This is a genomic window from Flavobacterium collinsii, assembly GCF_902804485.1.
GTDB classification, from domain to species: Bacteria; Bacteroidota; Bacteroidia; order Flavobacteriales; family Flavobacteriaceae; genus Flavobacterium; species Flavobacterium collinsii.
Map to the genome: position 1 here is coordinate 73,602 of NZ_CADCST010000047.1, position 21,838 is coordinate 95,439.

Annotated in this window: 18 protein-coding genes; 6 read left to right on the forward strand and 12 right to left on the reverse strand. The window is 36.6% G+C overall.

Features of this window, described 5'->3' with window-relative positions; all coding sequences use genetic code 11:
* Nucleotides 1-4: 4 nt before the first annotated feature.
* The 6 genes from FLA105534_RS01285 to FLA105534_RS01310 form a co-directional block, all read right to left on the reverse strand.
* On the reverse strand, nt 5-3,148 hold the full coding sequence (locus FLA105534_RS01285; protein WP_173964258.1) for an efflux RND transporter permease subunit: 3,144 nt from the start codon (nt 3,146-3,148) through the stop codon (nt 5-7).
* 108 nt (nt 3,149-3,256) lie between these two features.
* The gene (locus FLA105534_RS01290; protein WP_246253149.1) at nt 3,257-3,580 is read right to left on the reverse strand and encodes a DUF6660 family protein; all 324 of its coding nucleotides are present in this window, start codon (nt 3,578-3,580) and stop codon (nt 3,257-3,259) included.
* A 1,650-nt stretch (nt 3,581-5,230) separates the two neighbouring features.
* Complete coding sequence (locus FLA105534_RS01295) at nt 5,231-6,280, reverse strand: NAD(P)-dependent alcohol dehydrogenase (RefSeq protein ID WP_173964239.1); 1,050 nt, start codon at nt 6,278-6,280, stop codon at nt 5,231-5,233.
* A gap of 110 nt (nt 6,281-6,390) precedes the next feature.
* Nucleotides 6,391-6,795: a cupin domain-containing protein gene (locus FLA105534_RS01300; protein WP_173964240.1), complete on the reverse strand. Its 405-nt coding sequence runs from the start codon at nt 6,793-6,795 to the stop codon at nt 6,391-6,393.
* Nucleotides 6,796-6,891: 96 nt separating this feature from the next.
* Nucleotides 6,892-7,308: a (R)-mandelonitrile lyase gene (locus tag FLA105534_RS01305; protein WP_173964241.1), complete on the reverse strand. Its 417-nt coding sequence runs from the start codon at nt 7,306-7,308 to the stop codon at nt 6,892-6,894.
* A gap of 185 nt (nt 7,309-7,493) precedes the next feature.
* Nucleotides 7,494-8,366, reverse strand: coding sequence for a helix-turn-helix domain-containing protein (locus FLA105534_RS01310; RefSeq protein ID WP_173964242.1), 873 nt, complete (start codon nt 8,364-8,366; stop codon nt 7,494-7,496).
* A gap of 268 nt (nt 8,367-8,634) precedes the next feature.
* On the opposite strand from FLA105534_RS01310, the gene FLA105534_RS01315 reads away from it, so the two are divergent.
* From FLA105534_RS01315 to FLA105534_RS01325, 3 genes are all read left to right on the forward strand, one after another.
* On the forward strand, nt 8,635-9,225 hold the full coding sequence (locus tag FLA105534_RS01315) for a TetR/AcrR family transcriptional regulator (RefSeq protein ID WP_173964243.1): 591 nt from the start codon (nt 8,635-8,637) through the stop codon (nt 9,223-9,225).
* 64 nt (nt 9,226-9,289) lie between these two features.
* The gene (locus tag FLA105534_RS01320; protein WP_173964244.1) at nt 9,290-10,840 is read left to right on the forward strand and encodes a DHA2 family efflux MFS transporter permease subunit; all 1,551 of its coding nucleotides are present in this window, start codon (nt 9,290-9,292) and stop codon (nt 10,838-10,840) included.
* A 144-nt stretch (nt 10,841-10,984) separates the two neighbouring features.
* Nucleotides 10,985-11,368 (forward strand): hypothetical protein, encoded by a 384-nt coding sequence (locus tag FLA105534_RS01325; RefSeq protein ID WP_173964245.1) that lies wholly within the window; start codon nt 10,985-10,987, stop codon nt 11,366-11,368.
* A gap of 397 nt (nt 11,369-11,765) precedes the next feature.
* On the opposite strand, the gene FLA105534_RS01330 is transcribed toward FLA105534_RS01325, so the two are convergent.
* Together FLA105534_RS01330 and FLA105534_RS01335 are read right to left on the reverse strand one after the other, a co-directional pair.
* A complete protein-coding gene (locus FLA105534_RS01330; RefSeq protein WP_173964246.1) occupies nt 11,766-12,245 on the reverse strand; it encodes a hypothetical protein in 480 nt (159 codons plus the stop codon).
* 69 nt (nt 12,246-12,314) lie between these two features.
* Nucleotides 12,315-12,809 (reverse strand): TlpA family protein disulfide reductase, encoded by a 495-nt coding sequence (locus tag FLA105534_RS01335; protein WP_173964247.1) that lies wholly within the window; start codon nt 12,807-12,809, stop codon nt 12,315-12,317.
* Between the two features lie 216 nt (nt 12,810-13,025).
* On the opposite strand from FLA105534_RS01335, the gene FLA105534_RS01340 reads away from it, so the two are divergent.
* Together FLA105534_RS01340 and FLA105534_RS01345 are read left to right on the forward strand one after the other, a co-directional pair.
* Nucleotides 13,026-13,328 carry an ArsR/SmtB family transcription factor gene (locus FLA105534_RS01340; RefSeq protein ID WP_173964248.1) on the forward strand — a complete coding sequence of 101 codons (303 nt, stop codon included), beginning with the start codon at nt 13,026-13,028 and terminating at the stop codon, nt 13,326-13,328.
* Between the two features lie 6 nt (nt 13,329-13,334).
* Nucleotides 13,335-14,441 carry an NADH:flavin oxidoreductase gene (locus FLA105534_RS01345; RefSeq protein ID WP_173964249.1) on the forward strand — a complete coding sequence of 369 codons (1,107 nt, stop codon included), beginning with the start codon at nt 13,335-13,337 and terminating at the stop codon, nt 14,439-14,441.
* A gap of 186 nt (nt 14,442-14,627) precedes the next feature.
* Here the strand turns inward: FLA105534_RS01345 and FLA105534_RS01350 are convergent, their stop codons facing one another.
* The 4 genes from FLA105534_RS01350 to FLA105534_RS01365 form a co-directional block, all read right to left on the reverse strand.
* Entirely contained in the window at nt 14,628-15,764 is a 1,137-nt protein-coding gene (locus tag FLA105534_RS01350) for an acyltransferase family protein (RefSeq protein WP_173964250.1), read from the reverse strand.
* Between the two features lie 225 nt (nt 15,765-15,989).
* Nucleotides 15,990-16,640 (reverse strand): DUF1349 domain-containing protein, encoded by a 651-nt coding sequence (locus tag FLA105534_RS01355; RefSeq protein WP_173964251.1) that lies wholly within the window; start codon nt 16,638-16,640, stop codon nt 15,990-15,992.
* 289 nt (nt 16,641-16,929) lie between these two features.
* A complete protein-coding gene (locus FLA105534_RS01360; RefSeq protein ID WP_173964252.1) occupies nt 16,930-19,146 on the reverse strand; it encodes a glycoside hydrolase family 3 C-terminal domain-containing protein in 2,217 nt (738 codons plus the stop codon).
* 210 nt (nt 19,147-19,356) lie between these two features.
* On the reverse strand, nt 19,357-21,000 hold the full coding sequence (locus FLA105534_RS01365; protein ID WP_173964253.1) for a DUF6377 domain-containing protein: 1,644 nt from the start codon (nt 20,998-21,000) through the stop codon (nt 19,357-19,359).
* 188 nt (nt 21,001-21,188) lie between these two features.
* Between FLA105534_RS01365 and FLA105534_RS01370 the strand changes: the two genes are divergently transcribed.
* Nucleotides 21,189-21,533: a 5-carboxymethyl-2-hydroxymuconate Delta-isomerase gene (locus FLA105534_RS01370; protein WP_173964254.1), complete on the forward strand. Its 345-nt coding sequence runs from the start codon at nt 21,189-21,191 to the stop codon at nt 21,531-21,533.
* The last annotated feature ends 305 nt before the right edge of the window (nt 21,534-21,838 follow it).

Consider the following 21,838-nt stretch of genomic DNA (forward strand, 5'->3'; position numbering starts at 1 on the left):
ATTCTTATTGTTCTCCTTGTAAATCTTCCTGCTCTTTGCGGTCAAATTTCTTCTCCAATAACAAATACAGAATTGGTAAAACGATTAAAGTCAATAAAGTTGCTGAAACTAATCCTCCAATTACAACGGTTGCCAAAGGCTTTTGTACCTCTGCTCCACCGCTTGTTGACAATGCCATTGGTAAAAACCCTAATGAAGCAACAGCTGCGGTCATTAAAACCGGACGTAATCGGGTTTTGGTACCAATTAAAACTCTTTGTAGGGGATCAAGAACTCCCTCGGTTTTGAGCTGATTGAAATACGAAATCAATACAATTCCGTTTAAAACTGCAATACCAAACAAGGCAATAAAACCAATACCGGCCGAAATACTAAATGGCATTCCACGCATCCACAGTGCAAAGACTCCACCAATTGCCGACAATGGAATGGCTGTAAAAATCAATCCGGCCTGTTTGAAACTTTTAAAAGTAAAATAAAGCAGCACCAGTATTAATCCTAATGCAATTGGAAGCGCTACCGAAAGTCGTTTAGTGGCTTCAATTAAATTTTCGAACTGACCGCCATAGGTTACATAATATCCTGCCGGAAGTTTATAGTCCTTATCCAGCTTTTGCTGAATTTCCTCTACCACACTTTTTATGTCACGGCCACGAACGTTTAATCCAACCGTAATTCTACGTTTTCCGTTTTCACGAATTACCTGCACAGGACCTTGTTCGTACTCCACTGTAGCAACTTGCGAAAGCGGCACCTGTTGTCCGTTAGGCAGCGGAATAAACAAATTGCTCACGTCTGTAATATCCGCGCGATTGTTTTCAGTCATGCGCACTACTACATCAAACCTTTTGCTTTCGTCGTAGATTTTTCCGGCACTTTCACCGGCAAAAGACGAACGTATAATCTGATTGATATCGGAAATATTCAATCCGTATAAAGCGATCTTATTGTAATCGTATTTCACTGTGATTTGTGGTAAACCTGTTACTTTATCGGCTTTTAGATCGCCAATTCCTTCAATACTCTTGATTTTAGAGATTAACTCTGTAGCTTTAGCATCCAGGATCTCCAGATCGTCTCCAAAAATCTTAATCGCAATATCACTACGACTTCCGGTCATTAATTCATTAAATCGCATCTGAATAGGCTGAGAGATCTCAATGTTGGCTCCCGGGATAACTTCCATTTCTGCCTTCATGGCATTTGCTAAATCTTCCCAATTATCATACTTTCCTTTCCATTCTTTCTTATCCTTCAAAACAATAATCAAATCACCACTCTCAATAGGCATTGGATCGGTTGGAATTTCCCCGCTACCGATTTTGGTTACGATTGTTTTGATCTCCGGGAATTTGGCTTTTAAGATCTGTTCGTATTTAGTCGTTGTTTCTACCATTTGTGTAAGCGAACTTCCCGTCATAATGGTAGCGTTTATAGCCAAATCACCTTCTTCGATGGTAGGAATAAATTCTCCTCCCATTGAATTAAAAATGACTAATCCTAGTGCAAATAAACCCAGTGATACTCCTAAAACTATCTTTTTAAACTGTAATGCTTTTTTCAAAAAAGGTGTGTAAACCGATTCCAGCCAGGCCATCATTCTGTCGCTGAAATTTTCTTTGTGTTCTGTACTTTTAGATAAAAATAAAGCACTCATCATAGGCACATACGTCAAAGAAAGTATAAAGGCTCCGGCAACGGCAAACCCTACTGTCATTGCCATAGGCTTGAACATCTTACCCTCTGTTCCTACTAAAGCCAGAATAGGCAGGTACACGATCAGGATAATAATTTCTCCAAAAGCGGCACTATTCCTTATTTTGGAAGCCGAATTGTAAACTTCAGCATCCATTTCGTTTTGCGATAGTTCTTTTTTACGTTTGAGTTTCTGCAAGTGATGCATCGTGGCTTCAACAATAATAACAGCTCCGTCCACGATGATTCCAAAGTCGATCGCACCAAGGCTCATTAAATTCCCGCTTACGCCAAAGGCATTCATTAAAATAATGGCAAAAAGCATGGCCAGTGGGATTACAGAAGCTACAATTAAACCTGCACGAAGATTCCCTAGAAATAAGATCAGTACAAAAATAACGATCAAAGCTCCTTCCAATAAGTTTTTTGTAACTGTTCCAATAGCATTATCGACCAATTTCCCTCTATCGATGAAAGCTTCGGCAACGACACCTTCCGGCAAACTTTTATTGATCTGAACCATTCTTTCATGGATTCTATTAACTACTGCACTGGAATTTTCTCCTTTTAGCATCAAAACCATTCCGGAAACAATTTCACCTTTTCCGTCTTTCGTTGAAGCTCCGTAACGTAAGGCAACACCTTCACGAACTTCGGCCACATCACGAACCAGAACGGGAGAACCATTTCGGTTTTTTACTACCACGTTTCCTAGGTCTTTCGTTCCCTTTGCCATACCAACACCTCGGATGAAGTACGCAAACTGGTCTTTTTCGATATAAGCACCACCCGTATTTTGATTGTTTTTTTCGAGTGCGTCAAAAATTTCTGTAATCGTAACTCCAAGGCTATTTAGCGTATTTGGATTTACAGCAATTTCATATTGCTTCAGTTTCCCTCCCCAGGTACTTACATCGGCTACGCCTTTGAGACCTTGTAATTGCGGAATGATGATCCAATCCTGAATGGTACGCAGCTTTATCGCATCGTATTTATCTTCATAGCCTTTTTTGGCATAAACGTCGTATTGGTAAATTTCCCCTAAACCGGTGCTGATAGGTGCCAGCTCGGGCGAACCCGCATAGGCAGGAATATTTTCCTCGGCTTGTTTGAGTCGTTGAAATATTTGTTCTCTGGCCCAGTAGATATCAACATCGTCCTCAAAAACTACGGTAACCACCGATAATCCGAAACGCGAGATACTGCGGAGTTCTATGATATCCGGAACGGTCTTTACAGCCTGTTCTAATGGATACGTAATTAATTGTTCGACTTCCTGACTTGCCAAAGTAGGTGCTGTAGTAATGATCTGCACCTGATTATTAGTTACATCAGGTAGAGCATCTAACGGCAATTGTTTGAGTGAATAGCTTCCCCAAGCTATTAATACAAGGGTAAATAATAGTATAACGAATTTATTCTTTATACTAAACTGTATGATTTTATCTAACATTTTAATGGTATAATGACGTGAGAAATGAGACAAAGTATTGCCTATTTTACTGTTGCGGAATAATCGCAACGCTCTTACCCGAATCCCGATTCGTCGGGGCGGGCATCATTATGCTATTTGAGGGGGTTGCCAAATGCTTCCGTAGAAATTGGAAGCAAAAACAGAAATGTAATTGGGTAACGGACTTGTGATAATAGAATGCGCAACAGGGAAATCAAAACTTAAAAAAGTCTGATAACTTAAAACCTGAGCACCACAACAATTGCACGCACAGAAGGGCGAACATAAATCGTTGTCTTTATCGTGTGAGTGATTTGCTTCAGAAGAAAACTGAGCAGTTTTGTGTGCAGCACTGTTTATTTCCATATCTGCACAGGGCATATTGGAAAGTGCCAGTAAATAAATCGATAATATGATTGTTATCCATTTCACATTGCAAAAATAGTATTTATTTCGATTCCAAAATCTAAATAATTGAATTTGATGTTTCTAAAAAAGATAAATGAGTCAGAAAAAACAGCAAAAATCTACCTTTTTTCAAAACATACTTTCTTAAAAAATAATATCGGTGATAAGAAATTTTAGTTAACCTTAACAATAATTAACTTTTTTTTCAGATTCATTATTCCATAACAAAAACAAACTATCTACCTGTAAAACAAAAACATACATACTTAATTTCTTAAAAAAAATACTAGCTCTTAATTTATTTGATGCCATTTTATTAATTAACAATAATAAACACGAAAATTAAGGAGAAATAAATACTAGTACCAGTCTCTTTCTTACTTTTAAATATCTAAATTTTCTTATAAATATACAGCGATAAAATTGTGGGAGGAAAAAATTAACTATTAAAAGAAAGTCTAAATGCATACAATACATAGTTGTGCCTAATAGCCAAACTATCTATTGGAAAAGGAAAAACAGCACAAAAAAGAGCCGCAAAAAAAACAGAACTGAATAAAATTATTCTTCCCGAAGATGAAGAACCAAAACCCAAAAAATAATCACCTGACTCCTCAATTTATGCTTTTTTTTGTTTTTAAAGCATACTGCACGAAAAACGAATACCACCAACCTTTACTAAACTAATTTTTAAAACATTAGATCCCTTATTTTAACTCTTGCTTTATCCACAAAACAGAAATCGTACAGCGAACCCAATTGGTCTAAATTTGAACCAGTAACATGAACTTAAATAAAGTACAATCGCAAAATTCTAAATTCAATTTTATTTAAAATCAGTTACAAAAAAAACACTTCAAAATAAAAACATAATAAACTAATTTAAAATAAATTAGACACTTTATATAAAGTAATAACTTAAAACAAAATTCAAACAAAAAAATCACTTTTTAAATAGTTCAGCTGATGATATCAAGGCAAATTCTAACGTTAAAACCACAATAATTTTCCCTCTAAAAAACTAAATAATTTGAAAGTGTACTTTTCATCTAAAAACAACGATAAAATCGAAGATTAGCCTTTTACATGCTTTTTTTGACAAACACACTTTTTGAGGGACATTTTTCTCTGAAATTTAAAATTTAGCCCCGTTTTTCTATATTTTTTAAAAACAATATCGTCTTCTAAAACCTACAGAAGTTTTATTTTAGATAACAACAGATAAAACGCTGGAAATAAAAACACAACAACAACCAACAAGACAATGTGTCAGGCTTAAAATCAATCTTTTTGCGCAATATTTTGCCACCGATATGTAATCCCTCCGGGATATTTTATCTTGCATTAATCAACTACCAATATGTAATCTCTCCGAGATATTTTTGCTGTTAGTAAAATGCCGACGCATTTACTGACGAAACTTTAGTGGGATACTCCGCTAGATATAAGATATCGGTACCTCTCACACCCATCCACTTCTTTTGCAGTGAATAAAATATCGACGCACTCAGAAATGAAACCTTAGCGTAATACTCCGCCAGGAGTAAGATATCGGTAACAAAAAAAAACTCTTAAGGGAATTAATTCCCTTAAGAGTTTCTTTTACCATAAAGATCCAGAGATACAAACACAAAAAGAAAACCTTTGCAACTCTGCCCCTTTGCCTCTTTGCCCCTATAAAGAAGCCATATCAATTACAAAACGGTACTTAATATCCCCTTTTAGCAATCTTTCATAGGCATCATTTACTTCATTCACACCAATCAGTTCAATATCAGCAGTAATATTATGTTCAGCGCAAAAATCAAGCATTTCCTGAGTTTCTTTGATTCCGCCAATTGCAGAACCCGCAAAGCTTCTTCTTCCTAAAATAAGACTGAACGAAGTTACCGGAAGAGGCTCCATTGGCGCACCAACCAGAGTCAAAGTCCCATCAACTTTTAGCAAATTAAGATATTCGTCGATATTATGCTCTGCCGATACACAATCAAGAATAAAATTCAGACTTTTAGCATGTTGCGCCATTTGTTCCGGATCTGTAGACAGCACTACCTCATCTGCGCCCAGACGTTTTGCATCTTCAGTTTTAGACAATGAAGTTGTAAAAACCACAACATGTGCCCCCATAGCTTTCGCTAATTTGATTCCCATATGTCCCAAACCACCAATACCAACGATCCCTACTTTCTGTCCGGGACCAACATTCCAGTGTTTTAATGGTGAATACGTTGTGATACCGGCACAAAGTAAGGGAGCAACTCCCGCAAGATCTAATTTATCAGAAATATGCAGTACATAATTTTCATCCACCACTATACTTTGAGAATATCCTCCAAACGTCTGTCCGCCTAAATGAGTATCCGGAGAATTAAAGGTTAAAGTGCTGCCGGCATCACAAAATTGCTCTAAATCGCCTTTGCAATGCTCACATTCTCTGCAAGAGTCAACCATACAACCTACTCCGACTAAGTCGCCAACCTTGAAGTTTTTTACATGATCTCCTACTTTTGTAACTCTTCCCACGATCTCATGACCCGGAACTATTGGATAAATTGTGCCATGCCATTCGTTTCTCGCCGAATGCAAATCCGAATGACAAATTCCACAGTATAGAATTTCTATTTCAACATCATGAGCCAATACCGCTCTGCGTTGAATGTCTAAGGTTTGCAACAGCGCGTCTGCAGCCTCTGTACCAAAGGCTTTTATGTTTTTTACTTCCATTTTTTATTGTTTTTTTTTAGTTTTATTTGTTTCAGGTTTTATTTGTTTCAAGTTTCACATAATCAAAACACAGCTCTTCCCATTGAGAATTTTCTAATTATCTAATTAAATCACTTCCCGTAACTGTAATACTCCTCATCGGTTACACTATCGAGCCAGATTCCGGTTCCTTTATCAATTTCAGTGATAATGGCAATGTGAGAAAACGAACTAAAGGGTGTCGCCCCGTACCAATGTTCGATTCCGGGCAGAATCGTAACCACTTCATCTTTATGAAGCAATCGAACCACCTTGCCTTTTTCCTGAAAATAACCAATTCCGTTTGTAGCAATAAATAACTGCAGCGTTGGATTAACATGCCAATTACATCTCGATCCGGGTTCAAAAGAAACCTCTTTAATAACCGTATTATCAGGATGAATGTTGCTGGTTTGTTTTTTATACGAAACATCGCCAGTCATATAAGTATTGGGGACTTTCCCCTCTTCAATAACAGAAGTATAAAGTGTTGACATAAAAATTGTGTTTTTTGAGATTGATTTATTAATTAACATGATCCGACAAAAGCCGCTCCCTTGAATTGCAGAACAACGCAACACTTGCACCTAAAATCATTTAAAGCTGTTGTACTGTTCATCAGTGACCGGTTCAAGCCAGTCTACAATGCCTTTTTCAATATTGGTACTAATTGCGATATGAGTAAATTCAACGTCCGGAGAAGCTCCATGCCAATGTTTTATTCCTGGCTGAATATTCACAACATCTCCCTCCTGTAGCAATTGAATTGATTTTCCTTCTTCCTGATAAAAGCCTTTTCCTTGGGTGACGATCAAAATTTGTCCACCAGGATGCGTATGCCAATTATTGCGGGCTCCGGCTTCAAAAACCACGTTACCAACCGCAGTATTCAAAACCGGATCACTTAGAACCAGCATTCTAACCCACACTTTCCCTGTAAAGTAATCCGCTGAAGCTAAATCTCCTTTAGGAAAAATGGTTTTAACAAATTGATTTTCTGAAGTATTCATAATTATTTGTTTTTTACCACCAGTTTAAACTAAATCATGAAAGCGGGAATGTGCTTTGTGAAGTATTATTTAGCTTATCGAAAACTGATTAATGATTAATACTAATTATTTCAATGCAAATTTACAGTGGCAAAGACGCAGAGCGATAACAATAATCAAACAAAAAATTAAGAATATGAAACAATTTACACTCTAAGTGATTTTGGAATTGTTCCTGTAATTCTTTTAAAGTAGTTATTAAAATAGCTTGGATATTCAAATCCCAGAGAATATCCGATATCCGAAATACTCCAATCTGTATGCTGCAACAAAGCTTTGGCCTCACCAACAATTCGCTCTGAAATATGAGTCGTTGTAGGTTTTCCGGTAATTTCTTTCACTGAACGATTCAAATGATTCACATGAACAGCCAAACTCTGCGCATAATCCTGAGGTGTTTTTAGCGCTAATGGTTCATTTTTGGTTTCTATTGGAAACTGTCTTTCCAACAACTCTAAAAATAACGAAGTAATTCTGGAAGAAGCATTTCTCGGTTTAAAGAAATTCTCAGAAGGCTGCATTTTCATAGATTCATGCAAAATCAAATTGATATAATTGCGTATTAAATCATCTTTGAAAATATAATCTGTCTCTTGTTCTTCGATCATCTTCTGAAATAAAGAATCTATAAACAGCTTTTGATCAACTGATAACGAAAAAATAGGCGTACCTCCAATTTTAAAAAGTGGCGATTCGTGAAGGCTTTCTGAACGGTCTTTTACCTTCAGAAAATCTTCGGTAAAAACACAAGCATACCCTTCATAAGAAGGCGAAATGATTTCCCAAGAGTATGGAATATGTGGATTTCCGAAAAACAATATCGTTCCGTCCGTTTCGATTCCCCTGTCTGCATAATGAATAAAACTTTTGCTGGTATTGATGCAAATCTTATAAAAGTCCCTGCGGTTGTAAGTTGGAATCTTACTCACATCTCCATTTACTTCATATACTTTAAAACCTTTTAGCTTTAAATCACTAATACCAAGTTCTGAACCCTGTTCTTCTAGTTGCTCTTTCATGTTACAAAGTTATGAAAATCAAACAAACAATATTGAAGTTGTTTTTTTGTTTCTGGTTTCAAGTTCCAAGTTTCAGGTTTCAGGTTTCAGGTTGAAACCAGTTTTGTGGTGAAATTGCTAAAGTTCAATTTTGTTGACCCGCTGCTTAAAAAAACGGCTGTTTCTTATTTCATAATCAAATCTCAACCATCAGGCATTTATTTTTCATAAAAAAAGCTTGTTATTTTATACCAATCGGTATATATTTGTGTTTTTATTTTCAATTCTCATGAGTAAAGCCGAAAGAACCAAACAATTTATTATAGAGGAAACCGCTCCCATTTTCAATATGAAAGGGTACAGCGGCACTTCTATGAGTGATATTACCGAAGCAACGGGGCTTACAAAAGGGAGCATTTACGGTAACTTTGAAAACAAAGACGAGGTAGCCCTGGCCGCTTTTAAATTCAATGTAAAAAAACTTCAGGATACTTTTACACAGGAAATCGAAAAGCAAATCACTTTTAAAGACAAATTACTTGTTTATCCAAGACTCTACTCCGATTATTATGAGTTAAGAATCACTCAGGGTGGATGCCCTATCATCAATACTGCCACCGAAGCTGACGATACGCACCCGGTGCTTAAAAAAAAGGTTGAAAGTATAATTATTGCATGGAAAGAAAAATTGGTCTATTTTATCAAACAGGGTATTGCGGCTGGAGAATTTAAAGCCGAATCAATAGATCCGGAAAAAACCGCTCTAACCATCATTGCTATTATCGAGGGTGCCGTTATGATTTCTAAAATAACGGGCGACCTGTCTAATTTATCCACTATTATGCTTTCACTAAAAAAGATAATCGATGACTTAGAATAAAGTCAATAAAACAACATCCTTTTTTTTAATTAAAAATATACCGATTGGTATAAAATATTTTTCTATGACACCATTAAACCGTAAACTGCTTATTCTGACCGTCATATTAGCTGCCATTATGGAACTAATCGACATATCGATTGTAAATGTTGCACTTTCTCACATGAGCGGAAATCTGGGCGCTACACTTGAAGACACCTCGTGGGTGATTACGGCTTATGCCATTGCCAATGTAATTATAATACCCATTACGAGCTTTCTAAGCGCCAATCTCGGTCGACGCAATTATTATATTGGTTCTGTTGTTTTGTTTACGTTCTGCTCTTTTATGTGCGGGCATTCGTCTAACATCTGGATGCTCGTCTTTTTCAGATTCTTTCAGGGAATTGGAGGCGGCGCCTTATTATCCATCTCACAAGTTGTGGTTTTCGAACTTTTCCCCAAAGACAAACAATCGACAGCCGGAGCTCTATTTGGAGCCGGAATTTTCATCGGTCCCACTATCGGCCCTACATTGGGCGGTTATATAACCGAAAATTACGATTGGCCCTGGATTTTCCTCATCAATGTTCCGATTGGAATTCTCGTAATGATCTCCTGTTACTTTTTGTTGCAGGAACCTCCTGTAAAACCAGAAATTACTAAGGTCGACTGGACTGGTATCGCTTTACTTGCCATAGGAGTTGGTACTTTACAAACAGTTCTCGAAAGAGGCGAAGTCGAAGATTGGTTTGAAACCCGCTACATCGTCGTTCTTACTATTATTGCCGTCACAAGTCTGCTATTTTTTATTTATTGGGAACTTACGATCGAAAAGCCTGTAGTAAATCTTCGGGTACTCAAAAGTAAATCTTTAAGTATTGCTGCAGTCCTAACTTTTGTAACCGGATTTGGTATGTTTATTTCCATCTATATCAGTCCGGTTGTCGCACAGCGTTTATTGAGTTTTTCCCCTTACCAAACCGGATTGCTTCTATTGCCAGGGGCACTTTTTGCCTTACTGGCCTTAAAAATGTGCGGAACCTTACTGCAAAAAGGCGTTTCGCCGGTACTTATTATCGCAGCCGGATTTCTTTTGTTTATTTATTTCAACTGGAGAATGTCCGGAATGACTTTAAATACCAGTGCTGCTGAAGTAGCAACTTCCCTAATTTTTCGTGCGTTGGGCATGGCTTTACTTACGGTTCCACTTACCATGCTGGCCGTCTCCTCTTTAGAAGACAAAGATGTTGGTCAGGGCGCCGCTTTGAATAATATGATGCGGCAACTGGGCGGTTCCTTTGGTGTTTCGATTATCAATACGTATGTCGTACATCGATTTGCAGCACACCGAAACGAACTAATTTCGACTGTTACCCCAGACAACACTATTGCAATGGACCGGATAAATGCCTACATCAGGTATTTTCAAAGCAAAGGTTTTGCTTATAACGAAGCTAAGTTTAAAGCACTCAGACTTATGGAAAATGTCGTTTTAAGACAATCTTCTTTATTGAGCTATCGAGATGCTTTTTTTCTTGTTGGATTGTTTTTTGTGATAACCCTGCCCTTACTTTTGTTTGTAATGAATAAATCGAAAAAGAGAAAAACCGACCTCATTCTCTCCGATCATTAGGCAGAGCTTTCTTTCTGATAAACAAGCCGATAAAATCATTCTATAAAATTTAGAATCATTCTATTGCCTCTCTTTTAACAAATCACTTTGTTTTGGTGTAATTTTATATTGAAATTAACCTTAAAGTAAAACACAGCTAATAATATGAGTGTTATTAAAGATGAAAATAAGCTTATTAGCACCATTAAACGCGTTGATCAGAAAATCGACAAACTTAATGACCAAAAGATCATTGCGTTTTTTGAAGCCCTTGGACTGACAGAAAGAGCAGATGTGCCTAAAAATTTTCTGGAATGGGAGACAATTCTTATCGTTGTCCCGGATCGACATATTTCTCACGAATTAAAGTATTACAAATACTCTATCGCGAGGCTTTCATTTGTAACCAATCCAAATGCCACTGAAATTCATGCTTTTGATTTTAATGAATGGAAAAAAGTCACTCAGAATAAAACACAATTTCAAATTAGAGAATTTCTAAAAAACAATTTTGGCGGTGTTCGAAATCATGCAGACAGATTGAATTAAGTTCATTTCAGCTTCAGGCCATCATCTAAATAATAAAACCTTTGTCAAAATACAGAATTGACAAAGGTTTTATTTTTAAAGTTCTATCTGTTTTGGAAATATTGCTCTGAAAGAGCTTCAGCAACAGGATGGTGTGCAGCACCATCAATAACGATAACAAATATCGGTTACGCCCTGAAAGGGCATAAGCTTACGCGCAAAAAGTTGGTCTTATATCATTTTGAATTATATTTTACAAAAGAGCGGTTTGTTCTTTATTGAAAATTATAATATATAGTTTGCTTTTGCCCTTTCAGGGCAATTCTGCACCTTAATCCAATTCATAGTGCTGCGCACGATGCTGTTTCTTTTGAGCTCTCAGCCCTTTCTTCCTAACTTTTGTTCTTGATTAGTTCTATCACCAATCTCTTTTAATTTCAAAAATCCTGAGAAACTTTTTCTCTAATTTCTTCCGTTTTCTTTCTTCTTTCCATCTGGAATAGAAAATAGTAATAAGTAAGAACAAATTCACAATACTAGAAGCTCTCCTAAGCCCTTTTGCAAATAGAACAAAAAACAAGTTAATTACAATTATAGCAACTATAGGTGAATATTTCACCCAGAACAATTGAATTTTACTATTTGGCTCAATCGTATAATCTACTTTAAGTCTGTTATCAACATTTTTGTAGCTTCCTTTTACAACATAACAAGTGGGAGATGTTGCCGAATTTATGGTCAAACGAAAATTTTTATCATCAAAAAGACCGTAAAAAGGCTTTAATTCGCCAAATCTCGGAAATATTCTCAAGTGACTGAATTTTATTTTCAAAGAACCAATTTCGGTATTGTTTTTTAATCTTGCCCTAAATTCAGCTATACTTAATTTCGATTCCATTCAATCCATTTTATATTCTTTCCGCATACACTCTTTCTCAAAACAATACTATTCTCAAAGCTTTTATTTTTACTGAGCAGTAAGCAAACTTTTCAGCATTTCATTCAACGCATTTCCATGAATGTTTTTGGCCAGTATGATTCCGTTTTTATCAATCAGAAAGTTTAAAGGGACCGACTGAAGCATGTAATCGCTTGCAGCAGGGGAATTCCAGTACTTTAAGTCACTCACTTGTGTCCAGGTCAATTTTTGCTTTGCAATGGCTCCTAACCAAAGCGCTTTTTTCGTGTCCATTGAAACGCCGTAAATAGAAAACTTTCCGGAATAGGTGTTGTACAACTTTAGCAATTCGGGCTGCTCTTTAATACAGGGACCGCACCACGATGCCCAAAAGTCGACCAAAACAAGCTCTCCTCTTAAAGAAGAAAGTACAATGTTATTTCCTTTTGTATCCGGTAAATCAATTTCGGGAGCAATGTCGCCAATATCAGTCCCTATAACCTGAGCTTTCGAACTCATGACAACACAGCATAGGAAACCTAAAATAAGTAGTATTTTTTTCATAATCATTATGGATAAATTTGGGGTTATTATCTTTAAATAGTCTCTCAAAAACCGAAGAATCACAGAATATTTCCTTTTAAAAATTCTGCAACCTGAGCCAAGAAAGTAAAAACAAATATAAATACTTCTGCTACAAATTATCTCCCCTGCTCTTAAAATTATACTAAATAACTTTCTTTAAATTGGTATATCGGGAAAAGTCGATATATTTGCCTTATGGAATCTATAGAAATCTTTAAAGCATTGTCAAACAAGTCCAGATTACAAATGTTGGAATGGTTAAAAGAACCCGAAATTAACTTTCCGGATCAGCTCCAACATTCAGGATTTGAACATGGAGTTTGCGTAGGCCAGATACAGGCCAAAGCCGGACTTACGCAATCCACAGTATCCGAATACCTGTCTATTTTACAACGCGCCGGATTTATCGAGGCAAAGCGCGTTGGACAATGGACTTATTATAAACGCAACGAAGGTGCCTTTGAAGCACTTAGTAAATTAATTCAATCTAATTTGTAAATTACTATGAGTACAAACAACCTGTTTTCGCCATTTAACTTAAAAACGTTAAATCTTAAAAACCGAATCGTAATGGCGCCTATGACGCGCTCATTTTCTCCAAACGGAGTTCCAACTGACGAAGTGGCTTCTTACTACCAAAAAAGAGCTGAAGGTGAAGTTGGTTTAATATTATCCGAAGGAACTGTTATTGACAGACCTTCGTCTTCAAACGACGCAAATGTTCCTCATTTTTATGGCAATGAAGCCTTAAACGGATGGAAAAAAGTAATTGAAGACGTTCATACGGCCGGTGGTCAGATGGGGCCGCAAATCTGGCATATGGGAATTATGGACAATCATCATTCAGGCTGGGTTCCACCAGTACCTTTTGAAGGACCGTCAGGCTTAAACCGACCTGATTTTAGCAACGGAAACACTATGTCGGAAAAGGATATTGAAGATACGATTATTGCTTTTGGAAAAGCAGCTGCCGATGCCAAAAGATTAGGCTTTGATACCATAGAAATTCATGGCGCACACGGTTATTTAATTGACCAGTTCTTTAGAGCCGAAACCAATTTACGTACTGATCTTTACGGTGGAAAAACATTACCGGAACGCAGCCGCTTTGCTATTGAAGTCGTAAAAGAAATCAGAAGACAAGTAGGCAACGATTTTGCCGTTATTATGAGATTTTCTCAGTTTAAACCTTCTGATTACAATTATAAACTGGCTAAAAATCCACAGGAATTAGAGGCCTGGTTAAACCCTATCGTTGATGCAGGAGTAGATATTTTACACTGTTCTCAACGTCGTTTCTGGGAACCTGAATTTGAAGAATCTGATTTGAATTTTGCAGGCTGGGCTAAAAAAGTTACCGGAGCACCAACTATTACAGTAGGTTCTGTGGGACTTTCAAGCGATTTCTTTGGCGCTTTTGCAGGAGAAAGTTCTGAACCAACTTCTTTAGAAGAATTAAACAGACGTTTCGACAGAGGAGATTTTGATTTGGTTGCAGTAGGAAGACCTCTTTTATCTGACCCTAAATGGGTTGCAAAAATAAAAGCAGGTCATACGGATCAATTAAAAGGTTTTAGCAAAGAAGCTTTAGGACAATTGGTTTTAGAGTAATTTTAGGGACAAAGGTTCAAAGGGACAAAGTTGCAAAGGTTTTACCTCTTTATCACTTTGAACTTCTTTTTAAAAACTCTTATAAATAAAAAAGGGATGAAAACAGTACTGTTTTCATCCCTTTTTTGATTTAGTTCAAAGGTTTTACCTCTGTCCCTTTGAACCTTTGCCCCTTTGAACCTCCTCTTAAGAAACTTTTCTTTTTTGAAACTTATTCTGAAGCCAGTTGCGAACAGGTTCGTCATAAAATTTCAGACACAGGTAAGCTATTGCAATGCTCGAAATTAAAACACCTATTCCGACCACATAACCATCCTTTAACGGGATTTTATTTTCGAACACCCACGCCATATAGCAATAAATCAGCGGATAGTGTATAATGTAAATTGGATACGAAATATCCCCTAAAGCTTTACAGATTTTAAGCGAAAGTGGATTTTTGATCTCCCCTCCTGCTCCTATAGCCACGATTAACGGAAACAGCAAAATGATACAAACTGACTCATACAAGCCATTCATCCACAAACTGTTTTCATCACCAAGCCTCGGGATGCTAAAAATAACTATAATCAAAACGCTGCAAACCCAAAAGGCACCTTTGATATGAATCAGTTTTCCCAAACGGGAAAGTAAAACTCCGGCAAAGAAAGGATACAGCAAACGGGTAAATCCAACATATAATTCCTGCATCGTTAGGGACCAACCGCCAATAACATCCCCTTTAGGGCCAAAAACGGTATAATGAATAATCATTCCGGCAAAAATCAATACCAAAAAACCCAGCACTTTATTTGAAAATTTACGAAAGAATAGCGCATACAGGATATTGGCAATATATTCGAAGAAAAGAGACCATGCCGGCCCGTTAAGCGGAAATGTTTCGCCCCAGCCTCTAATTTCCATTGATGGCGGAAGTGGTATCAGTACAAAACCGGCCAGCATCACCAAAATTACTTTCCAGACTGGCATAGTCGCAATTTGAGGAAAAGCGACATTCGAGGCCTGAAGGTAATACAGCAGTGCTCCAATGACCATTCCCATAATAACCATGGGCTGTAAACGGATTAAACGTCGTTTGTAAAATTCCCATTGTGACATTTTCTCCCAGCGATCGTCGTAGGCATACGCTACCACGAATCCTGATAAAAGAAAAAAGAAATCGACAGCCAGATAACCATGATTCATAAGCTGTTTAAATCGGCTTCCTTCATTAAAAGCTTCGAAGGCGTGAAAAATAACGACTAAAATTGCAGCTACCCCACGTAAGCCGTCTAAAATTTCATAATGTTTTTTGGGTTTAATTTCGATTGAACTTGAATTCATAAAATAGTTTTGGTTGTTAAAAGGTTAGATAATTTTTTGGTGGAAGCTAAAATAACGATATTTCCCTAACAGGCTGGCGGATTGAAGCTTGTAATCCTAAAGAAAGTCTGGTTATTTGTTACAATAATTACAGTAAATCCTAATAGGATAAGAAAAATCCTTTCTTCATTCATTTCCAGCTGAAATTTGGAATTTGAATTCTTAGAAAATTGGTTTTTAGCTTTACTATTCCTGGTTCTTCTTAAGCCATTCCAGTCTGCGTTGGTCCGGTAAATGGGTTACTTTAAAATTTTCGAATTTGGCTTCAAAACCTTTTCCATCAGGTGATGCAGCCATCAGTCCTACCATAACCGGAGTATTGTCCTGCAAGGGCGCATTTCGGGTCAAAATATAGTTTTTATCATCATATGAAAAGAAGACTTCGACGGCGTCCACTCTTCTCACCACTTTTATCCATACAAATGGTGGTGCTTTTTCTAAAGTGGTTACACTCCAATCGCTTTTATCGTGTGTGACAACGGTGCTTATATTAAATTTTCCATCCACGAATTCAACTCCGGTTTTGATGTAATTTTTTTCATCTATACGAAGCATGAGTCCCATTTGATCAAAGCGGGCGATATAATTACCGGTTAACTTTACTTTGGCTTCAAACTCTCCGCCGTAAGTAGCATAATAAAACGGTGCGTCGTCTACAGTAAAACCATAATGTGAAATGCGCCAATAATCACTATTCGCTGTGACATTCATGATCAAAGCATTGTTTTTAACTTCCCATTTTTCAGGTTCGTTAAACCATTGCATTTTGTTCAGGCTTTGTGCCGAAAGACTTTGTGTTAAAAATAAGGTGATGACACCTAGTATGGCTTTTTTCATAGTAGTTTTTTAAATAATAGACTTTTTATTTAACGTATTGGTATAATTCATTTTTAACACATAGTGACATAGATTCTATATCTAATAAAAAAGGCGTTTCACTTCATTTAAATGCGTGTAGTTTTTCTATGTGAAGAAATATGTTCCTATTTTTTTCTCTTCTTACAGCCAAAATCTATGTTTCTATGTGTTATTTTTTTGATAATTCCCCACAACAGAGTTCATAAAAGTAAAGCCACAAGTTTTTACACTTGCAGCTTTACAACCAACCAATTTTGGAAACATGAAATTATTGAAGTGAGAAACTCACTTTAGATTTTATAGCTGTAGAAGATGCTCCAATGATGGCTTCAAAAGCTCCCGGTTCAGCAACCCAGTCGTGTTTTTTGTCATCAAAAAAGCTAAGTGCTGTTTTATCGATGGTAAAAGTCACTGTTTTTTCTTCTCCCGCCTGAAGCGAAATTTTCTCGAAGCCTTTTAATTCCTTAATCGGACGCGGTAATGAAGATTTTAAATCGCTGATGTAAAGTTGAACTACTTCTGAACCTTCCCTTGTTCCGGTATTTTTAACTTTTACCGAAAAAGTGATCTGATCTCCCGCTCCCATTTGTTTTTTGTCGGCTGTCACTTTTCCATATTGAAAAGTAGTATAACTCAAACCATGACCAAAAGAGAATAATGGTTTTGCTTTTTGTTTGTCGGCCCAACGGTACCCTACAAAAATGCTTTCTTTGTATGTTACGTCATCTCCGCCCGGAAATTCACCTAATGCATGAGCTCCGTTATCTGATAATTTTACCGGAAAAGTAAACGACAATTTCCCTGAAGGATTGACATCTCCTACCAAAACAGCCGCTAAAGCATTTCCGGCTTCTGTACCTAAGAACCAACCTTGTACAATTCCAGGAACTTCTTTTACCCATGGCATTGCCACTGCATTTCCTGAAATATTCACAAAAACGATGTTTTTATTTACTTTCACCAATTCTGTTATCAACTGATCCTGACCATAAGATAAACCTAAATCCAGACGGTCGTAACCTTCTGCATCTTGTTTGTCACTTTTATTTGTACCTCCTATAAAAAGAACTACATCGGCTGCTGCAGCTATTTTTAAAGCCTCAGCGGTTAACTCGGCAGGAGAACGTTTGTCTTCAAGACTTACTTTTGCTATTACTCCATTATAGTTACTTGTTGGATCACCAACATATCCGCGGGCATAAACGATCTCTGCCTGATTCCCAATTCTTTTCTTCAATCCTTCAAGAGGAGTGATTTCGTATCTCGCTTTCAATGAAGAACTTCCTCCTCCAACAGTCATCATTTTGATCGCATTTTCTCCAATCACCGCAATTTTCTTTGTTTTAGCAAGATTGATTGGTAAAATGTTATTGTTGTTTTGAAGCAACACAATTCCTTCTTCAGCAATTTTCAAACCTGCTTTGGCGTGTTCCTCTGTTCCAAAAGAACCAAAAGGTCTGTTTTTATCCATTGTGGTTAAAAATGACAAACGTAAAATACGACGCACCTTTTCGTCTAATTCTTTTGTCCCTACTTCGCCTTTTGCAATCATAGTTGAATAGGGTTTGGCCAAGAAGTAATTGTCATAAGCATTACTCGTTCCCCATGAAAGTCCGTTTGTCCAGGAACCAAATTCCATATCCAAACCATTATAAATCGCTTGTTTAGTATCATGTACTCCACCCCAGTCAGACACTACAACTCCTTTGAAACCCCATTCTTTGCGAAGAATGTCGTTTAGCAAAAATTCGTTGTGGCAGCAGTGTTGCCCTTTGTATTTATTATACGCCCCCATAATTGCCCAGGCATCTCCTTCCTGAACAGCAGCTTTAAAAGCCGGTAAATAAATTTCATATAAAGCACGGTCATCAACGATTACATTAACTGTGTTACGCCCTATTTCCTGATTGTTTAAAGCGAAATGCTTAACACAGGCTGCCACTCCGTTTGCTTGTACTCCTTTAATGTAAGGAACAACCATTTTTGAAGTTAGGAAAGGATCCTCTCCCATGTATTCGAAATTACGACCGTTTAGAGGTGATCTGTAGATGTTAACTCCTGGTCCTAATAGTACATTTTTGTTACGGTAACGTGCTTCTTCTCCTATTGATTTCCCGTACAACGAAGATAACTCTTTGTTCCATGTCGCAGAAAGTGCAGTTAGAGCCGGAAAAGCAATACAGGAATCATTGGTCCATCCTGCCTGATCCCACTCGTCCCATAAAACCTCGGTACGAATTCCGTGTGGTCCGTCGGTCATCCAGTTTTCCGGAATTCCCAAACGCGGTACACCCGGTGAACTGAATTTTGACTGTGCATGTATCATGGCAATTTTTTCATCAATTGTCATTCTCGCAAGCGCATCCTCTACGCGCTCATTAATCGATTTTTTATCATCTAAATAAACTGGAATTTTATGCTGTGCACTCACACCAACAGCACCCAGCAATAGTAAAACAACAATTGTTTTAACGTTTTTAAACATAACTATAAATTTATTAAAGCATTTAATGTACAATCTAAAGAAAGTAGAAGTAGTATCTTTCTTTTTAAGAATAGTGTAAAGCTAAAACGTTATAGTTCGTGTTGGATTTTTAAATGGAAAAAAGTAGTGGAATAAAAAACCAAACACTTACAAAACAAATAGTTAACCAAAATAAAAAGCAAAAAAAAGTAGTGGTTTTAAATGTTTTTTTTAAAGTTTCAATGATATTAAGCCAATTTTCATGACCATTTCTTCAAAATCATTTCGGGAAACTGCGGCTTTATTTCGTGCTCTGGTTCGGTAATTGTAAATCGTACTCAAAGAGTAACGCAAAAATGCTGCAATTTTCACACTGTCGGTAATCCCTAAGCGAATCAAAGCAAAAATTCGAAGCTCTGTATTCATGAGTTCACCTTGCTTTAAAACGATCTGTTCTTCCTGAATTAAAAGCGCGTTAAAATCTTTTACGAAAGTGGGATACAAATTCAGAAAGATGATATCGAAGTTCTTGTATAGTTCTTCCAGTTCGTTGTCGACCAGAGTGGTTGATTTTAATATTTTATAAATTTCATCAAACTGTTTGGCTGTTGCTTTTTTATTTAAAGTAATGCGGTAATTTTCTAGTTTATTGATGTACGTTGAACAAAGACTGAAAAAATGTGCAATATATTCCTCTTTAACATGGTTGGATTCCGATAATTGAGCATTTCGTTCCTGCAACTGATTGTTGGTTTCCGTAATATCTTTATTTAATTCCGCTAATTTTTGACTTGTAATATAAAGTTCTCCCCTGATTCGCGATACTTTTTTCATTTGTTTGTAAACGTAAATGACCGCCACAATCAAAAATACCGACAACAGGCTGATGCATAAAAGATACAATTGAAGTTCTGTTTTTCTTTTGGCCTCTTTCTCCAGGTAAACGGTGTTAATAATCGAATAGAGTTCGGACATCAGCAGTGTGCGAAACTGAACATTGCAATACAAAGTGTCTTCAATAGCCGATTGGGTAAGTTTGTAAGCCATATCGACATCGTCGGCTTCATAAAAAATTAAAGCCAGTTCCTGAAGTGAAGCATTGTCCTTGTTTGCGGTTTTTAAATCAGAAGTAGCCGAAAGGGCGTAGTATTTTTTTCGGAGCTCCAGTCGCTGCGTTTTTTTATAGATCGTTGCCAAAAGATAAGTCATCATAGCATATTGCGGATGGTCTTCCTTTGCATTTTTTAGTAAATCCAACAGCTGTTTTTCAGCTACAGCAAACTTTTTCTCCGACATGTCCTGTTGAATTCTGGTAATCTGATAGTTGAATGTAGAAGGATCCAAAACATTAAGCAGCGAATCACGGTATTTTATAATTTGCTCAATGTATTTTACATCATAGCTATTGGCAGCATAATGTTCCAAAAACTCGCGATAGGCGGTATAATAGTTAGGAAGCAGTTTTTTAGGCAATTCCTTTTTAGGAATGCTTTTCAAAATGGCTTCAGATTCGCGATATTTTCCCGATGAAGAATACAGGGTTACCAATTGCAGATTGGCCAAATTTAATAAATCGGAATTTTGAAGTTCTTTGGCAATCTTCAGGTTCTTTTTGACATATAAAATAGCCGAATCGGAATTGAATTTTAAGTATTGAGTGTACAAACTTTTGTTGTAATTGTACTCCTGCTCTTTCGTTAACTCATCGGATTTGATTTTTTTGAAATTTAGAATGCGTTCTTCTCTGAGACGAACATAATATCCTTTGTTTTTTAAAGCTTCATTCAGCTTTTCGATAATACCATCTGTACTGTCCGATGAATAAACGGGACTTCCTAAAAGAACGAACAGAAAAAACAATAAATAATTTTTCAAACCGATTTGGAATATAATGAGACTTGCAAATATAAGAAAGTGTAAATAGAAAAATGAATTATTTAGAAGTCCTAAACTTTAGCTTTTATGTTAAAAAAGAGGAGGCAAAAAAACACCAGCACCCATTCTCGATTGGATTTTCGTAAATTTGTTTGCACTTCATTTTTTCTAACTTAAATAATACACCAATGCCACACTTTGTTATTGATTGCTCAGAAAATGTAATTCGACTAAAATCTGCAGACGATATTATGCAAGAGGTTTACCATACAGCCTTAGCCACTAATCTTTTTATTCCTACTGATATTAAGGTTCGCATCAATCCCTTCACCTATTACAACAATGGAAATTCTTCAGACGATTTTATCCACGTCTTCGGCTACATTTTGGAAGGCCGAAATACTGACCAAAAAGCAGCCTTATCAAAAGCAATTGTCACTAAACTAAACGAAATACTTCCTGAAGTCCCTATTATTTCGATCAATATTATGGATTTTGAAAAAGCCAGTTACGTTAATAAAGCTATGGTTTAAAAACACTTCTAGCCACATAGTGATATAACAGAAGTAATAACAAAATTTTCTTGTTACATCAAAACATAATACCAACAAATTAAAAAACAAACACTTAACACTTAAAAAAAGCTACAACTTTAAAAAAGTTAGCCATGAATTCACGAATTTCTTTAAACCATACAGATTAGAAAAAATTCGTGAATTCGTGGCTATTTATTACATACTCTTTACTCTTTACTCTTTACTCTTTACTCTTTACTCTTTACTCTTTACTCTTTACTCTTTACTCTTTACTCTTTACTCTTGACTCATAACTCTATAAT

Bases quoted from the DNA above. Each gene is read 5' to 3' on its own strand.
- FLA105534_RS01285 (WP_173964258.1), bottom strand. From the start codon at position 3,148: ATGTTAGATAAAATCATACAGTTTAGTATAAAGAATAAATTCGTTATA.
- FLA105534_RS01295 (WP_173964239.1), bottom strand. From the start codon at position 6,280: ATGGAAGTAAAAAACATAAAAGCCTTTGGTACAGAGGCTGCAGACGCG.
- FLA105534_RS01300 (WP_173964240.1), bottom strand. From the start codon at position 6,795: ATGTCAACACTTTATACTTCTGTTATTGAAGAGGGGAAAGTCCCCAAT.
- FLA105534_RS01305 (WP_173964241.1), bottom strand. From the start codon at position 7,308: ATGAATACTTCAGAAAATCAATTTGTTAAAACCATTTTTCCTAAAGGA.
- FLA105534_RS01310 (WP_173964242.1), bottom strand. From the start codon at position 8,366: ATGAAAGAGCAACTAGAAGAACAGGGTTCAGAACTTGGTATTAGTGAT.
- FLA105534_RS01315 (WP_173964243.1), top strand. From the start codon at position 8,635: ATGAGTAAAGCCGAAAGAACCAAACAATTTATTATAGAGGAAACCGCT.
- FLA105534_RS01320 (WP_173964244.1), top strand. From the start codon at position 9,290: ATGACACCATTAAACCGTAAACTGCTTATTCTGACCGTCATATTAGCT.
- FLA105534_RS01325 (WP_173964245.1), top strand. From the start codon at position 10,985: ATGAGTGTTATTAAAGATGAAAATAAGCTTATTAGCACCATTAAACGC.
- FLA105534_RS01330 (WP_173964246.1), bottom strand. From the start codon at position 12,245: ATGGAATCGAAATTAAGTATAGCTGAATTTAGGGCAAGATTAAAAAAC.
- FLA105534_RS01335 (WP_173964247.1), bottom strand. From the start codon at position 12,809: ATGAAAAAAATACTACTTATTTTAGGTTTCCTATGCTGTGTTGTCATG.
- FLA105534_RS01340 (WP_173964248.1), top strand. From the start codon at position 13,026: ATGGAATCTATAGAAATCTTTAAAGCATTGTCAAACAAGTCCAGATTA.
- FLA105534_RS01345 (WP_173964249.1), top strand. From the start codon at position 13,335: ATGAGTACAAACAACCTGTTTTCGCCATTTAACTTAAAAACGTTAAAT.
- FLA105534_RS01350 (WP_173964250.1), bottom strand. From the start codon at position 15,764: ATGAATTCAAGTTCAATCGAAATTAAACCCAAAAAACATTATGAAATT.
- FLA105534_RS01355 (WP_173964251.1), bottom strand. From the start codon at position 16,640: ATGAAAAAAGCCATACTAGGTGTCATCACCTTATTTTTAACACAAAGT.
- FLA105534_RS01360 (WP_173964252.1), bottom strand. From the start codon at position 19,146: ATGTTTAAAAACGTTAAAACAATTGTTGTTTTACTATTGCTGGGTGCT.
- FLA105534_RS01370 (WP_173964254.1), top strand. From the start codon at position 21,189: ATGCCACACTTTGTTATTGATTGCTCAGAAAATGTAATTCGACTAAAA.